This window comes from Paractinoplanes durhamensis, assembly GCF_016862175.1.
GTDB classification, from domain to species: Bacteria; Actinomycetota; Actinomycetes; order Mycobacteriales; family Micromonosporaceae; genus Actinoplanes; species Actinoplanes durhamensis.
This window is the reverse complement of record NZ_BOML01000036.1, coordinates 70,974-86,116: the sequence shown is the minus strand read 5'-3', so window position 1 is coordinate 86,116 and position 15,143 is coordinate 70,974. Positions and strand designations below refer to the sequence as shown.

10 protein-coding genes are annotated in these 15,143 nt (G+C 70.2%); 5 read left to right on the top strand and 5 right to left on the bottom strand.

Translation table 11 applies throughout. From position 1 onward, the window contains the following. Position 1 precedes the first annotated feature (1 nt). A complete protein-coding gene (locus Adu01nite_RS22470) occupies positions 2 to 2,368 on the top strand; it encodes a carboxypeptidase-like regulatory domain-containing protein (protein ID WP_203728906.1) in 2,367 nt (788 codons plus the stop codon). 63 nt (positions 2,369 to 2,431) lie between these two features. Here Adu01nite_RS22470 and Adu01nite_RS22465 read toward each other — a convergent pair whose 3' ends face one another. Next, on the bottom strand, positions 2,432 to 8,440 hold the full coding sequence (locus Adu01nite_RS22465) for a LamG-like jellyroll fold domain-containing protein (protein ID WP_203728905.1): 6,009 nt from the start codon (positions 8,438 to 8,440) through the stop codon (positions 2,432 to 2,434). A 217-nt stretch (positions 8,441 to 8,657) separates the two neighbouring features. Here Adu01nite_RS22465 and Adu01nite_RS22460 point away from each other — a divergent pair, with 217 nt between their 5' ends. Together Adu01nite_RS22460 and Adu01nite_RS22455 are read left to right on the top strand one after the other, a co-directional pair. Further along, entirely contained in the window at positions 8,658 to 8,972 is a 315-nt protein-coding gene (locus tag Adu01nite_RS22460) for a TM2 domain-containing protein (protein WP_239132622.1), read from the top strand. A gap of 25 nt (positions 8,973 to 8,997) precedes the next feature. Beyond that, the gene (locus tag Adu01nite_RS22455; RefSeq protein ID WP_203728904.1) at positions 8,998 to 9,810 is read left to right on the top strand and encodes a hypothetical protein; all 813 of its coding nucleotides are present in this window, start codon (positions 8,998 to 9,000) and stop codon (positions 9,808 to 9,810) included. Here Adu01nite_RS22455 and Adu01nite_RS22450 read toward each other — a convergent pair. Continuing rightward, entirely contained in the window at positions 9,807 to 10,301 is a 495-nt protein-coding gene (locus Adu01nite_RS22450) for a hypothetical protein (RefSeq protein ID WP_203728903.1), read from the bottom strand. The genes Adu01nite_RS22455 and Adu01nite_RS22450 overlap by 4 nt on opposite strands. A 126-nt stretch (positions 10,302 to 10,427) precedes the next feature. Between Adu01nite_RS22450 and Adu01nite_RS22445 the strand changes: the two genes are divergently transcribed. Both Adu01nite_RS22445 and Adu01nite_RS22440 read left to right on the top strand, forming a co-directional pair. After that, positions 10,428 to 11,183 (top strand): DUF899 domain-containing protein, encoded by a 756-nt coding sequence (locus Adu01nite_RS22445; RefSeq protein WP_203728902.1) that lies wholly within the window; start codon positions 10,428 to 10,430, stop codon positions 11,181 to 11,183. A 21-nt stretch (positions 11,184 to 11,204) separates the two neighbouring features. Further along, positions 11,205 to 12,143, top strand: coding sequence for a class I SAM-dependent methyltransferase (locus Adu01nite_RS22440; RefSeq protein WP_203728901.1), 939 nt, complete (start codon positions 11,205 to 11,207; stop codon positions 12,141 to 12,143). Positions 12,144 to 12,146: 3 nt separating this feature from the next. Here Adu01nite_RS22440 and Adu01nite_RS22435 read toward each other — a convergent pair whose 3' ends face one another. Genes Adu01nite_RS22435 through Adu01nite_RS22425 form a run of 3 tightly spaced genes read right to left on the bottom strand, consistent with a single transcriptional unit; the run spans position 12,147 to position 15,141 of the window. Next, a complete protein-coding gene (locus tag Adu01nite_RS22435; protein ID WP_203728900.1) occupies positions 12,147 to 12,527 on the bottom strand; it encodes a nuclear transport factor 2 family protein in 381 nt (126 codons plus the stop codon). Continuing rightward, positions 12,524 to 13,888: an MFS transporter gene (locus tag Adu01nite_RS22430; protein ID WP_203728899.1), complete on the bottom strand. Its 1,365-nt coding sequence runs from the start codon at positions 13,886 to 13,888 to the stop codon at positions 12,524 to 12,526. Before Adu01nite_RS22430 ends, Adu01nite_RS22435 begins: the two co-directional genes overlap by 4 nt. Then, positions 13,885 to 15,141, bottom strand: a complete 1,257-nt coding sequence (locus Adu01nite_RS22425) for an aminotransferase class I/II-fold pyridoxal phosphate-dependent enzyme (RefSeq protein ID WP_203728898.1) — start codon at positions 15,139 to 15,141, stop codon at positions 13,885 to 13,887. The genes Adu01nite_RS22430 and Adu01nite_RS22425 overlap by 4 nt, the downstream gene beginning before the upstream one ends. Between the last annotated feature and the right edge of the window lie 2 nt (positions 15,142 to 15,143).

The window sequence follows — 15,143 nt, the reverse complement described above, 5'->3', positions numbered from 1 at the left end:
GATGAGCCGCTTCCGTGCTCGTCTTGGGTATGCCGTGGTTGCCGGTCTGCTCGCGGTGGGCGCGTTTGCTGCGCCCGCCTCGGCAGCCGCCGGCGGCACGGTCCAGGGCGACTTCGTCACCGTCAACGACAATCCGATCGCCAACGCCTACGTGACCGCCTGGACCGCCGACCAGAGCTGGCTGGCCGACACCACCACCGACGGCCAGGGTCAGTTCCGCCTCGCCGGGCTGCCGGCCGGCGGGGTCCTCCTGCAGTTCGACGACAACGGCCGCCAGCAGTGGTCGCCCGGTGTGCGGGAGCCCGACGAGGCCACCGTCTACCAGGTCACCGAGGGCGGCACGGTCACCGTCGCCGAGCGCCAGCCGGCCACCGGCCGGATCGCCGGGCACCTCACCGACGCCGCCGGCAACCCCACGCCGAACTGGACGAACGTGTCGGTCGAGGGGGTGAGCCAGTCGGCCCACCTCTACGCCAACACCGACGAGAACGGCGACTGGGCGGTCGACGCGTTCCCCGGCACCTACCGGGTGAGCTTCCGGTGGGAGAGCGCGGTGCAGTGGGCGGTGCAGTCCTCCACCGAGGACGGAGCCCGCACGTTCACCGTCACGGCCGGCCGGACCACCACGGCCGACGACCGGACGCTGCCGACCGGGACGATCTCCGGGCGGATCACGAACAAGGACGGCGGGCCGCTGCCCGACGCGTTCCTGACGTTGCACCAGGGCGCCACCCAGGTCGGCTGGAGCAACACCGACCAGGACGGCAACTACACGTTCGGCCAGGTGGTCACGGGCGACGGCTACACCGTGTCGTTCAACGTCGACAACGGCACCACGCAGTGGGTGGCCGGCGCGGCCGACCAGGCGGGCGCCCGTAGGTTCACCGTCGCCGAGGGCGCGACCACCACGGTCGACGACCAGCAGCTGGCGCCGGCCGGCATGCACGGCCGGCTGGTCGACACCACCGGCGCGGCCCGCGCGAACTACTCGGTCTACCTGCAGCTGATCACCGACGACGGCTGGACCAGCTACTCGGCCACCACCGGCGAGGACGGCACGTGGAGCGTCGCCGACGTGGTGCCCGGTAACTACAAGGTCTCCTTCACCACCCCCGACTGGCGGCGCACCCAGTGGGCGCACGGGAAGAACACCGAGGCCGAGGCCACCCCGATCACCGTCGCGCCGGGCGCCGACGCGACCGTCGACGAGACCTGGCTGCCGGGCGCGACCCTGGTGGTCACCGCGGTCGACGCGGCCACCGGCGCCCCGGTCCGGGACTTCTGCGCCTTCGTCGACTCCTGGGGCGACGGCAGCGGCTGCACCACCGGCAGCACGGTGACCCTCGAGGACCTGCCGGGCGGCAGCTACCACCTGTCGGCCACGCCCGGGGACGACTCCTACTACCTGCCGTCCGGCTCCCAGCCGGTGACCCTGACCGGCGGCGCGACCAGCACCGCGACCGTGCGGCTCACCCTCGGCGGCAAGGTGTCGTTCGTGGCGACCGACCGGGCGACCGGTAAGGGCGTGGCGGAGGCCTGCGCCGTGTTCCGGGTGCTCGGCCACGGCGGCCTGCCGGACGGCTACGGCGACTGCAGCGACGTCGTCGGCAACGGCATCTCCGGCAAGCTGGCCACCGGGACGTACGAACTGTTCGCGGTGGCCCCGGCCCCCTACGGCCACCAGTGGGTGGGCCGCACCGGCGGCACCGGCGACCAGCAGGCCGCAGCGCGGATCACCGTGAAGCCGGGCGAGACGGTCGCGGCGCCGGCCGTGCTGCTCGACAAGCGGGGCACGATCACCGGCGTGGTGTCCGGCCCCACCGGTACGCCGCTCGCCGACGCCGACGTGGCGTTCAGCGCGTGGGGTGACGCAGGGCCGGGCTGGGACACCAACACCAACGCGCAGGGGCGGTACACGATCTCGGTGCTCGGGCCGTACCGGTGGCCGCTGCTGTTCGGTGACGAGAACTACCCGCGGGACTGGTCCGGGCACACCGCCAACCGCTTCGAGGCCAAGGGCGTCCCGGTCGTGGCCGGCGGCACCACCGGCTACGACTTCCGCTTCCGGGCGAAGTCGGCGCTGCTGCAGGGCGCGGTGACGGCACCGTCGACGAACTGGCGGTTCCACACCTACAACGCGGTCACCGGCGACGTCATGGGCTCGTTCGACGCGTACGTCGCCGGGCCCGGCGGGACGTACCAGCTGCCGATCACCGGCGACCAGAAGGTGAAGATCGACTGGATCTACTTCCCGGCGGGCGGCGACGAGGTCAAGGGCTGGTACGACCACGCCACGAGCATCGACACCGCCACCAAGGTCGCCATCCCGGCCCACGGCACCAAGAAGCTGAACCTGACACTGGGCTGAGCCGGAAACGGAAAAGCGCCCCGGGCCGATCGGCCCGGGGCGCTTCTCTGTCCGCAGTGGATCCTAGGACGCGGTGAGCTCCTTGATCAGGTCATCCGTCGCCGCGCCCTGGTAGACGCGAACGCCGTCCACGGCACCGGGGAAGTAGTCGCTGACGTGGTCGTCCCACCTGGTCCGGCCGATCAGGAACGACCCGGCGGCCTGCCACGGGGACAGCGGCACCGCGGTGTTGCTGGCGACCGGGTCGCCGTTGATGTAGAGCGTCATGGTCCCGGCGGCGGCGTTGTAGACACCGGCCACGTGGGTCCAGACCCCGATCGGTGCGGCGTCCATCGTCGGCCCGACGACCGAGTCCGTCTCCGGGGCCGCCACGTCGGTGCGGCTCAGCGTGAACTGCCACGCCTTGCTGTCCACGCTCCAGTGCAGCGCGAACCGGCCGACGTGGGTGCCCTCCTGGCTGACGATCGCGTGGTTCCACGTCGCCGCGTCCAGGCGGACCCAGGCCGCCACCGTGAACGACTGATCGGTGCGCAGCAGCGGGCCGTCGTGGCTGACCGTGCCGTCCACGCCGTTGAGGTTCAGCGCGCCGATGTCCCAGCCGCTGTGCCCCGGGTACTCGTACGTGGCGCCACCGGTGAGGGTGGCGTCGTTGGCGTGGAACGACGAGTCCTTGGCGACCGTGGCGATGCTGTCGTCCTCGAACTCGTAGTCGGCGATCGGCTCGGCCGCCGCCCGCTGGTCGACCTCACCCGCGGTCACCGCCCGGGCCCAGACCCGGACGTCGGAGATGTCACCGGCGAACCAGTTGGTGCCGGCCCGGCCGATGTACGCCGAACCGGTGGCGTCGTTGAACGGGGTGACCTCCTCGATGAGGGTCTCGGCCGCACCGTTGACGTACAGCGTCAGGGTGCTGAGATCCGCGTCGTAGGTGGCCGCCAGGTGGGTCCACACGCCGACCTGCGGGATGGTGTCGGACAGCGCGTTGAACCACTTCACCTCGTCGCCGCCCGCGGTCGCCGACGGCATCTGCGCCAGCCACCGGTCCTCGGCCTTGTTGTACTGCAGGTAGAGCGACGCGTAGCCGGTGGAGCCGCGGGCGAAGACGGTCCGGTCGGTCGTCTTGTCGCCGAGACGCACCCACGCCGACACCGAGAAGCTCTTGGCCGTGTTGACCTTGTATTCGGTCGAGCCGAAGCTGCTGGTGCCGTTGAAGGTGCCGGCCTTCGAGTCGAGCATCCGGCCGGTGCCCCACGCCACGTTGGTGAGCGTGGCGTTGTGCGTGGTGCCCGCCGGGACGCCGGTGCCGGTGTCCTTGGCGACGGTGCCGGTGCCCTCGTCGAAGTTCCAGGCCGCCACCGAGTCGTCACCGTCGTGCGTGCCGGTCTCGTCGGTGACCCGGTCGATGCGGTCCGAGCTGGCAAGGTATTCCCAGGCCAGCTGCTCGTAGTAGACGTCGCTCGGGTAGAGGTGCCCGGCGCCGTCGTCCCACAGGTAGTCGGCTCCGACGGTGTCCGAGTTCTCGTCACCCTCGGTCGACACGGCCGCCGCGAAGTTGATCACGCCGTCCGCGTACCCGCTGAGGTTGCTCTCCAGGATCGCCGCGTTGACCAGCTCCCGGGCGGATTCCTGCACCGCCGTGTGGGTGCCGGTGAACGGCGGCAGCGTCGCCACGTACACCTTGATGTTCCCGGACGGGTTGGCCAGGACCACGCCGGTGTTCGACGAGTCGTCGGTCTTGAAGTTGCCGATCTGGGCGGCGAGACCGCTCAGCTTCGCGATGACCGGTGCGGAACAGGCGTCCGCGGTGCCGGTGCAGGCGAGCAGGTCGGTGGAGCCGGCCGAGATCAGCGCGGTCCGCACGTTCGACTGGTTGAGAACCGACCGGTCGATGGTGCCGAGGGCACTCTGCGCCAGCGTGGTGTCGGCGCTCGGCAGCCGGACCCGGTTGCCCCAGTTGCTGCTGCCCTGGTTGAGGATGCCGAACGGCACCTTGCCGGTGCCGTCGTCGGCACCGGCGATGTAGTCCGCCAGCTTCTCGTCGAACTGCTGGTAGCCGTCCTGGCCGGCGGTGTCCGAGTTGATGGTCTGGTCACCGAAGACGACCAGTGCGCCGGCCGGGTCGGCCGCCGACGTGGTCACGTCGATGCCGGCCACGTACGGCAGGCCGCTCAGCTGGGACAGGGTGTAGCTGCCGGCCCCCGCCTCGCCGGTGTGGTCGACGTTGTCGGCCGCACTGAGGTAGATCGGGGCCCGGGCGTCCTTGTGCCCGGCGATCGCCGTGATGGCGCCGTTCACCTTGACGCTGACCAGCACCCGGGTGCGTTCCGGCACGCTGAGCGTGACCGGGTCGCTGAGGATCTCGGTGCCCGGGACCAGGGTGGTGGTGGCCGCCCCGCCGAAGGTCAGCTTGATCGGCGTGCCGGCCGCGGTGGCGTTCTCGGTGGTGGAGTCCTGCAGCGCGATGGAGGCCGCGCCGAAGGTCACCGGGGTCTTGCCCATCGCGTTGGACAGCCGCACCCGGACCTGCTGGGTGCTGCCGCCGGAGGCGATCGAGGTACGCAGCGGGACCCGCAGCGTCTGGTTGTTGAGCGTGGCCACCACGTCACCCGGGTCGGTGTGGATGGCGTCCATGTCCTGCGCCGCCGACCACGTGCCGACCCAGTGCGCCGAGTCGCCGGCCGAGCTCGGCCGGATGCCCATCCCGAACAGGTGCAGGGTGTCGACCCCGTACTGCGGGATGCCGGTGACCACCGGGAGCACGACGCTCTCGACCACGGCGCCCGGGCACTGCAGCGGCACGGTGACCGAGAAGATGTGCAGCGCCGTCGCCACCCGGGTGGCGTTGCTCTTGTTGTAGCGCGGCGTGATGAGCACGGCGTCCGGGTTCTGGGTGTTGTTCGTCCAGTCCGGCATCGTGCTGAGGGTGAACGACTGGCTCTTCAGCCCGCAGCTGGTGCTCGCGTAGTTGATCGTGCCGGTCGAGTTGTTGGTCGGCCCGTCGGTGGCGAAGCCCACGAAGACCAGGGCGTTGCCCTTGTTGACCACGCCCGAGGTGGGGATGTTGACCACCTGGCCGTTGGCCATCATGTTGTCCTTGGCGCCGGTGCCGAAGACCCCGGGGAGCTTGATCTTGGCGCCGTTGACGGTGACCGTGCTGCCGCCGGTCCAGCCCGCGGCCTTCAGGTCGGCGGCCTCGAAGCTCGAGCCCGGACCGTCGGCGTTGGCGGCCGTGACGGTCGGCGTGGTGCCCTCGGTCAGCGTGCTGGTGGCCGCGTTGTTCAGGCAGTTCGCCGTGTTGTCGATGGTGCAGATCGGCAGCGGCGACAGGCGGATCAGGTCGATACCGGCCTGGTAACCGGCCGAGGCCGCGTTCTTGCCGGTCACCGTGAACGTGAGGGTGTGCGCGCCCTTGTTCAGGGTCATCGGCTTGCCCTCGGCGTCCTTGACCACGCCGAAGTGGAGGAACCGCGGCGATCCGCCGGCGGGTTGGTACCCGTCGAAGCCGGTGATCAGCGTCTTCTGGGTGGTCTGGCCGGCGTCGAGGACGATGTCCCAGATGCCGTCGGCGGTGCCGGTGGTGAGGTTGGCGCCGATCTCCCACGCCCCGGTGGCCGGGACGTTGAAGGACATGGTCGCCTTGTCACCCAGGGCGACCTTGGAGGTGCTGCTGATGTCGGACAGCACCAGCTGGTAGCCGTCACCGAAGTACAGCCAGGCCGCCGCCTGCGAGATGATCTGACCCTTGGCGCTGACCTTGGTGGCCGCCGGGGTGGTCGTCGTGGTGCCGTCGGTGTTGGTGAACGTCGCGCCGGAGACCAGCTGCTTGCCGTAGGTGAACGACGGCGTCTGGGTGCCGGCCGAGAACGTGTAGGCGGTCTGCGGCGAGGTGGAGCCGGCCTGGTCGACCGCCTTCACGAAGACCCGGTGCGCGCCCGCGGTGATCGGGGCGAACCCGACGCCGGCCGTACCGTTGACCACGACCGTGCCGGTGCCGCCGGCGTTGTCGGCCTTGGCGTAGTAGATCGTGTTCGCCTTCAGCACCGTGGTCGCCGTCCAGGCCGTGCCCTTGTTGGTGGCGTAGACGGTGTTGGCCAGGTCGATGTCGAGGCCGAACAGGTAGCCGGTCACGTTGTTCGTCTTGTCGTTGCCGAAGACGAACGTGCCCTTGTCGGTGTACGCCCCGCCCAGGATGTTCGGCGGGAACTGACTGGACCGCACGGTCGGTGCCTTCGGGGCCACGGTGTCGATCACCATGGTCTGGGTGGCGGTGTAGACGCCGGCCCAGAGCCCGGAGGCGTTCTGCACGGTCGCCTTCCAGGTGTACGTGCCGTCGGCGAGCGAGGCCGTCCGGTAGGCGCCGCCGTTGAGGCTGTAGCCGCTGTAACCGGTGAGGACCCGGGTGGCGCCCTTGTAGACCTGGTACTCGACGCGGACGTTCTCCTGCAGGCCGTTGACCTTCGGGTTCACGCCGTACGCGGTGAGCGTCGGGGTGTGCGTCGTGGTGACGTTCTTGCCCTGGTCGACGATGCTCGGCGTGGTCTTCGGGCTACCGGTGCCGTTGAGCAGCTTGGGCTTGTAGCTGTACTTGACCGACAGGGTCGCGCCGCCGCCGTAGCCCAGCTGCTTCCACGAGTACTTGTCGTCCATGTCCTTGGCCTGCACCACGAACGTCGCGTTGGCCTTGTTGCCCTTGGCGATCGTCTTGATGTAGCTGAGCACGTTGAACTTGAGGCTGGCCGGGCTGACCCGGATCGTCTTCTTGCCGCAGTCCAGCTCGCGGCCGTTGACGGTGGCGAGCACGCCGGTCGCCTTGCCCGGCTCGTGTCCCCAGTAGAGGCTCCCGGAGCCCCAGCCGCTCGGCGCGGCGGTGCCGTACACGACCGCGGCGGTGTTGGAGCAGGACGCCGCCCACCGCTCGGTCACGTACAGGTTGGCCTCGAAGATCTCGGCGCCTTTGATGCCGGCCGTGTTCATCTGGTAGTACGTCTTGGCGCGCTCGCCGGCGCCGCCGCTCTCCGGCCAGTTGTCGTAGCCGATGCGGGCGCTGGTCGAGCCGGTCTTCGAGGTGGAGTTGTAGACGTTCCAGCCGTTGCTGGAGATCCGCGCCCACTTGATCTGGCTCGGGTTGCCCGACCAGTACGGGTCGACGTAGACCGGGTACTTGGTGGTCTTCGCGGTGAGCAGCTTCTGGTCCAGGGTGAGCGACTGCTTGCCGCCCTTGAGCCCGACCGGGATCTTGGAACGGTTGGCACCGATCCGCCCGGCGGCGGTGCGCGGGTCCATCTTGGCGACCTCGGCCGCGGTCTCCCCGGTGCTCGGGGTGCTGTCCCACATCACCGCGGTGCCGGTCTGGAAGACCGCCTCACCGGACTTCGGGTCGGTGGCCTCCGCACCACCGTCCTTCGTCGTGGCGAGCTCGACGCCGGAGCCGGTCAGCCCGAAGTTGATCGTGGACAGGGCCGGGTTGGCGGCGGCCTGGGCGTTCTTCACCACGAACATCGACGAGTAACCGGTGGCGTCCGCGATGATCTGCAGGTCCACGCCCGGGTAGACCTCGGCGTAGGTGGCCGTGTCCCCGTCGACGGTGGGCTTGGGCAGCTTCGAGGGCCAGGTGAACTTCAGCGAGCGGGAGCCGTCGCGCAGGGTCAGCAGCCCGGTGCCGCCGCCGGCCGCGACCGACAGCGAGGAGAGCGTCGCCTTCGGGGCGTAGCTGCCGTCCTTCTGCTTGACCAGGGTGGTGTCGATCGGCACCCACTTCGTGCCCTGGCGGACCCGCTGCGGGCTGGTCGAGTAGTTGCGGGTCAGCGTCCCGTCCGGGTTCGCCGACGTGGTGCTGTACTCGTCGAGCAGGGACGGGATCTGGACCGGCTCGCCCTCGGCCTTGGCCTTCCTGACGGCGTCCGAGATCGGGTCCTTGGGTGGTGTGCTCTTCGAGGGATTAGCCGTGGTTGGTGTCCCACGCCCGGGCGTTGCCGCCTGTGCTGGTGTTCCGACCCCCGCTAGTCCCGCGGCGAGCAACGTGGCGACCGCGGCTCCCGCGGTCAGACGAAACCGTTGCGTCGTACGCGACATGTGCTCCTGCAACCCTTCTGGAATATGCGCGATCTTGGATCTGCGCGGAGCACATTCTGACGTTCCGGGGCCGACTTCCTCGACCCCGTTCGTGGGCGAGAAGACCGGATTGTCATCCAAAGAGGGAGAAGTATGGATGTGATAATTGCCAATCCCTGCCGGGCGGCGAAGACATCGATCGAATCAACTGCCCGTTCGGCCGTCTATCGTTGCGCCGGTGAGCGCCGTCGTCGGATCCGCCGAGCTGCCCGAGTGGGAGCGGCTGCGGGTGTTGCGCGCCGAGGCCGAGTACACCTCGGTCCGCAAGAGCCGCCGGGCGGCGTACGCAATCTGGGTCCTTCTCGGGGTTTTCGGGGGTCATCGGTTTTATCTCGGGGACACCGGGCGGTCGGTGGCGATGCTGTTCACCCTGGGTGGGCTGGGGGTCTGGGCGGTGGCCGACGGCTTCTTCATCGGGCGCCGGGTGGTCGCGGTCAACCGGGCCCGGCGCGCCGCCATCATGGCCCGCTACGGCATCCTCGACGTCGCCTGACGGCCGGATCGGCTACCGTTCTGCCATGAGGACGGCGACCCGGCGGTTCGCCCTGTGGCGCGCTGACCTGCAGGGCAGTGTCTGCGCGGCGCCCGAGGAGTGCGTCGACCACCTGCGCCATCTGTCGAAGATCCCGGTGGTGCTGGAGCATCGCGTGCACGGCGTGACCGCCACCCGGGAGACCTTCGAGACCTCGCTGCGCGACGGGCAGTTCACCGGTGTGGTCTGGCCCGGTGACCTGCGGCCCGGCGTGCAGGTCACGGTCACCTGGCACGCCGGTAAGGACGCGATCGTCGCGCACACGACGCCCCTCGACGAGGCGGTGTCGGTCGACGGGGTCGGCTACTTCCACGAGTACGACCCGAAGGTGGTGACCCGCGAGTTCGAGGCCGGCACCTCGAACTGGAGCCGGGTGCTGCATGCCGTGTGCAAGAACGGCTGGGTGTTCGACGACGGCAGTGCGGTGTTCGCCGAGGCCAAGGTGGCCGCGAAGGCCGGCCTGGGCCGCGGCGCCAAGGGTGCGTTCCTGCTGAAGAACGCGGTCGAGCAGCTGATCCGGGAGGGGTACGTGACCCGGGTGACCGGCAGCGGCGACTCGTCGTTCCCGGCCGTCGAGGGTGCCGCGCCGGTGGAGATGCTGTTCTACGCGCCGCTGGTCGAGCCGGCCGAACCGCCGGAGGCGTCGGACCGCCGCGAGCACTGGGTCGACGGGTTCGTCCGCAAGCTGCCGCCCGGCGCCCACCCGTCGGAGAAGCAGGTGTCGCTCTACCATCGGGCGGCCGAGGGCGACCTCGAACCGGGCTACACGTTCGTGAAGAAGCACCACCGCAACGGTTAGCGCTTCTCCACCGTCACCGGGATCTCGGCGACCGCGGACAGCCAGGTGGCGAACGGCTTGGCGATCCGGCCGGACTCGTCGTCGGCGAAGATCTCGTCGCGCCCGCCGCCACGGTGATTCGCGTACAGGTGCAGGCTGGTGATGTTGTCCAGCTCGTGCTCCTGCAGCACCAGCTCGGCCGCGTCGGCGGTGCGGCCGCGCCAGTTCCCGCTGGCCACCCAGACCCGGCCGCAGCGCAGCCGGCCGGGGGTGACGGTGAAACCGTCCTGGGTCAGGGTGATCACGATCGTGCCGAGGGTGCCGCTGGCCGCCATCAGCATGCCGAACACGACGAACCCGCGACCGTCGTCGGTGGCGCCGCGCATGTAGAAGAACCAGCACCAGAGCAGCGTGACCCCGGCCGCCGCCGCGATCGCCGTCAGCCACCGGCGGATCGGGTTCATCCGCATCAGGATGACCGGCTCGCCGGTCTCCCGGTCGAACCGCCGCACCGCCTGCCACCCCCGCGGTAGGGGAGTGACACCCACTTGCGGAATCCAGTTCCCGCTCACCGCCTCATTGTGCGGTCTCGCGCAACCGGCCGATTACTTTACGACTCGCCGGTGGTCTGCATCGGCATGACGGAAACCAACCTGCCCGAGATCGTGACCCGTGATGAGTGGCTGGCGGCGCGCAAGGAGTTGCTGGTCAGCGAGAAGGAAGCGGTCCGGGCCAAGGACGCGCTCAACTCGCGGCGCCGGATGCTGCCGATGGTGAGAGTGGAAAAGGACTATCGCTTCGAGGGGCCGGACGGGCCGGTCACCCTGCTCGACCTCTTCGATTCCCAGCGCCAGCTGGTGGTGCAGCACTTCATGTTCGACCCCGGCTGGGAGGACGGTTGCGGCAGCTGCACGGCCGCCGTCGACGAGCTCTCCGACGGCCTCCTGCGCCACCTGCGGGCCCGCCGCACGACGTACGCCGTGGTCGCCCGCGCCCCGCTCGCCAAACTCGAGAAGTACCGTGCCAAGCGGGGCTGGACCATCCCGCTGTACTCGTCGTCCGGTTCGGACTTCAACTACGACTTCCACATCACCCTGGACGAGTCGGTGACGCCGGTCGAGTTCAACTTCCGCGGACCGGACGAGCTGCGCGCGGCCGGTCTGGGCTGGACTCTGGACACCGCGAACCAGCCGATGGAACAGCCGGGCATGAGCGCCTTCCTGCGGGTGGGCGACGACGTCTTCCACACCTACTCGACGTTCGCCCGCGGCACCGAGCAGATGGGCGGCGCCTACGGCGTGCTCGACATGACCGCGCTGGGCCGTCAGGAGGACTGGGAGATCCCCAAGGGCCGGGCCGACACCTCCCGCGGCGCGATCCCCGACTTCACCTGAAAAAAGGCGATAAAATATGCCATGCGGTGGACGCGGAAGGCGAAGATTCAGAAGGCTTGTGCGCTGCTGCCGGGCGGTGACGTTCTCTACCGGCAGATCCAGCGGCGCTACGGGCGGCTCAACGCCGACCCGTTCAAGCGCCTTCCGCAGCATGCCGCGATGCTGCGCCGTCTCGCCGAGCTGGGCTTCCGGGCCGAGGGGGCGCGCTGTCTCGAGGTCGGCACCGGGCACGTGCCGATCGCGCCGATCGCCTTCTACCTGCTCGGCGCGGACGAAGTGGTCACCGTCGACCTGCACCGGCGCCTCGACACCGAGCTGACCACCGAGATGATCCGGCGGCTGCTCGACGCGTCCGGGCGGGTCGCCGAACTCTACGACGGGCTGGTCGAGCCGGCCGTCCTCCGGGCGCGGCTGGCCGGGCTCGCCGCCCTGCCCAGCGGCAGCCCCTACGACCTGCAGTCGCTCGGCGTGCACTACGCGGCGCCGGGCGACGCGGCCCGGATGCCGGACGAGGACGACACGTTTGATCTGAGCTTCTCGATGACCGTGCTCGAGCACGTCACCCCGCCGGCGATCGCCGCGATCCTGGCCGAGGCGCGCCGGGTGCTCCGGCCGGAGGGCTTCGCCGCGCACCTGATCGACCCGAGCGACCACTTCGCCCACCAGGACGCCGGCATCACCCGGATCAACTTCCTGCGCTTCTCCGAGCGGGAGTGGCAGCGGGTCGGCGGCAACGAGTTCTCCTACTGCAACCGGCTGCGGGCGCCCGCCCTGGAACGCCTGTTCACCGACGCGGGCTTCGCCATCGAACGCCGGCTGCGCACGGTCGACGAGCGGTCGCTGGCCGCGGTCGAGCGCGGCTTCCGGGTGCACCCGGACTACCGCGACTACGACCCCGAGGACCTCTGCACCACCGAACTGGAGATCTACGCCCGGCCCCGGGCACACGCCCGCCGGTAAGAACTAGGCGGGCTCGCTGCCCTGGAAGTGGCGCCACAGCCAGCGGGCGCCGCTCAGCTCGGCGATCCCGCTGACCCGGTAGGGGAACGACTCGGCCTCGCCGGTGTCGGTGCGGACCGTGCCCTCGGCCTCGGCGAAGACGTACGCGTGGTCGCCGTACCGGTGCACGGTCGCGGTGTCCGCGGTCCACGCGTACGCCTCGGAGCGCAGGAAGACCTCGCCCAGCAGGACCGCCACCGCGTCCCGGCCGGACGCCGTCTCGGTCTTCTCCGACCCGGCGTAGCCGATGTCGTCGCCGGCCGCGAAGCAGGCGAGCGCGGCCCCCAGGTCGCGCGAGGCGAAGGCCTCGCTCAGATCGCGGACGGCGTCCAGTGGTCCATTCATACGGCAACAACCTCACGCTGATCGGAAGCGACGGAAGCGATGGCCTGGGCCTCGCTGTGCGAGTTGCGGGGCGCCGGCGGATCCCAGGCACCGTGCCGGGCCTGGTAGGCGGCGGCCAGCCGTTCGGGGCCGCGCATCCCCGGCAGGAACAGGAAGCCGAACGTCACCGCCGCGCCGAGCAGGCCCGCCCCGAGCAGCGTCTCGCGCACCCCGATCCAGCCGGCGATCGGCGCGGCCAGGGCGTACGACAGCGGTAGCAGCGCGGTCGAGACGAACCAGTCGACGCTGGAGACCCGGCCGAGCATGTGGTGCGGGACGAAGTGCTGCTTGGTCGTCGCCCACGCGATCGTCCCGGCCGCCTCCAGGCCGTTGACCAGCACGCAGGCCAGCGCGAGCTCCCAGGTGGCGGTGGCCGCGCCGTAGCCGGCCACGGCCAGCGTGGCGATCGCCCAGGTGCCGTACATGTAGCTGATGAAGCGGCGCGGGATGCCGATCCAGCCGACCAGCAGGGCGGCCGCGATGGCGCCGAGCCCGCCCGAGGTGAGGACCAGGCTGAGGGCGGTGGCGCTGCCCCCGAGCTCGGTCTTCACCACGTAGGGGAGCAGCACCTCGGTGGGCCCGACGAACAGCAGGTAGGTGAAGGTGGCGGAGAGGAACGTCCCCCACAGCCAGACGTGCCGCCGCACGTACCCGATGCCTTCCCGCATGTCCTGCCAGAGCGACTGCGATTCTTGCGGTGTGTCCGACTTCTCCAGAGAAAGGCGCATCGCCAGCAGGCAGATCACCGACAGGGCGAACGTCGCCGCGTCGGCCGCGAACGCCCACCCCGCCCCGCCGATCGCGATGACCGCGCCGGCCAGCATCGGCCCGAAGATCTGCAGCCCGGCCGGCCGGACGAACTGGTCGAGCGAGTTCGCCGCGACCAGGTCGTCCTCCGGCACGATCTGCGGCACCAGGGCGTCGAAGGCCGGCCCGAAGAACCCGGCCCCCGCGCCGTAGACCACGATCAGCCCCAGCAGCAGCCACAGCGAGGTCAGCGCCCCGGTCAGGGTCAGCACCGCGATGCCGGCCATGACCAGACCGCGGATCAGGTCCGACACGAGCATCACCGTGCGCGGGTCGAACCGGTCGCTGATCACCCCGCCGACCAGCAGCATGGCGACCTGCGGCAGCGACAGCGCCACCCCGACGGCGGACATCGCGGCCGGCACGCCGAACACGTCGTAGACGTGCCAGGCGAGCGCGACCAGCAGCATGCCGTCACCGATCAGGGAGGCGCTCATGCCGGTCCACAGCAACCGGAACTGCCGGTGCCGCAACGGTGCCAGCGGACCGGCGAACGCCGCCGCCAGGACGGTCACTGCTGGACGGTGCGCAGCTTGCCGGCCGCGGCCAGTTCGGTGATGACGGCGTTCAGCTCGTCGAGTTCCTCGTCGGTGTTGGCCGCCGTCACCTGGGCCCGGAAACCGACCTGGTCGCGCGGCACCAGCGGGTAGGCGGCCAGCGTCACGTAGATGCCGCGGTCCCAGAGCAGCTTGCCGACCGCGTCGATGTCCTCACCGGCGGCCAGCGGCAGCTCGATGACCGGGGTGTCGCCGGTGTTCGGGGTGTAGACGCCCAGGCCGCGGACGTGGTCGAGCACCTTCATGCTCTTGCGGTACAGGTCGGTCCGGATCGCGTCGCCGCGCTTGTCGTTGACGTCGAAGCCGGCCAGCACGGTGGCCAGCGACGCGGTCGGGGCCGGGCCGGAGTAGAGGTACGGCGGGGCGGCGACCTTGAGGTGGTTCTTCAGCCAGGTCGGCAGGGCCAGGAAGGCGAGCAGCGACGAGTACGACTTGGAGAAGCCGCCGACGAGCACGATGTTGTCGTACGTCTCGCCGCAGTACTTGACGATCGCGTTGCCCTTGAGGCCGTACGGCGACTCCTCGTTGGCGGCCCGCTCGCCGATCACGCCGAAGCCGTGCGCGTCGTCGACGTAGAGCAGCGCGCCGTACTCGCGGGCGAGCGCCGCGAACGACACCAGGTCGGGCGCGTTGCCGGTCATGCTGTTCACGCCGTCCATCGCCACGATCTTGGGCACGCCGGCCGGGGCCGCGCGCAGCAGCGAGCGCAGGTGCTCGACGTCGCCGCTGCGGAACCGCTGCACGGTGGCGCCCAGCCCGCGGGCGTACATGCTGCCGTCGTAGATGGTCTTGTGGGCCTGCGAGTCGAGGAAGACGAACCCGTTGCCGGCCAGGATCGGCAGCACCGACATGTGGATGTGCGTGATCGTCGGCAGGACCAGCGTGTCCGGCGCGTCGAGCAGCGCGGTCAGGCGCTCCTCGATCTGCGGGTAGAGCGCCGGGTTGCCGAGCAGCCGCGACCAGCTGGGGTGGGTGCCCCAGCGCTTCACCTCGGGCTCGATCGCGGCCATGATCTCCGGCTCCAGGTCGAAGCCGAGGTAGTTGCAGGAAGCGAAGTCGGCGAGCCAGTGGTCACCGACCCGGATCCGGCGGCCCTTGATCTCCTCGATGGTGGCGTCGTACATCGGGTTGCCGCTGCGCAACCGTTCGAGGTCCGCCCAGCGCCCTTCGCGCTGCACGAAATCGAGGCCGGTGAGGGGAGCGAGGGACATGC

Bases quoted from the DNA above. Each gene is read 5' to 3' on its own strand.
- Adu01nite_RS22455 (WP_203728904.1), top strand. From the start codon at position 8,998: ATGAGGACGGCGACCCGGCGGTTCGCCCTGTGGCGCGCTGACCTGCAG.
- Adu01nite_RS22435 (WP_203728900.1), bottom strand. From the start codon at position 12,527: ATGAATGGACCACTGGACGCCGTCCGCGATCTGAGCGAGGCCTTCGCC.
- Adu01nite_RS22445 (WP_203728902.1), top strand. From the start codon at position 10,428: ATGACGGAAACCAACCTGCCCGAGATCGTGACCCGTGATGAGTGGCTG.
- Adu01nite_RS22440 (WP_203728901.1), top strand. From the start codon at position 11,205: ATGCGGTGGACGCGGAAGGCGAAGATTCAGAAGGCTTGTGCGCTGCTG.
- Adu01nite_RS22425 (WP_203728898.1), bottom strand. From the start codon at position 15,141: ATGTCCCTCGCTCCCCTCACCGGCCTCGATTTCGTGCAGCGCGAAGGG.
- Adu01nite_RS22465 (WP_203728905.1), bottom strand. From the start codon at position 8,440: ATGTCGCGTACGACGCAACGGTTTCGTCTGACCGCGGGAGCCGCGGTC.
- Adu01nite_RS22470 (WP_203728906.1), top strand. From the start codon at position 2: ATGAGCCGCTTCCGTGCTCGTCTTGGGTATGCCGTGGTTGCCGGTCTG.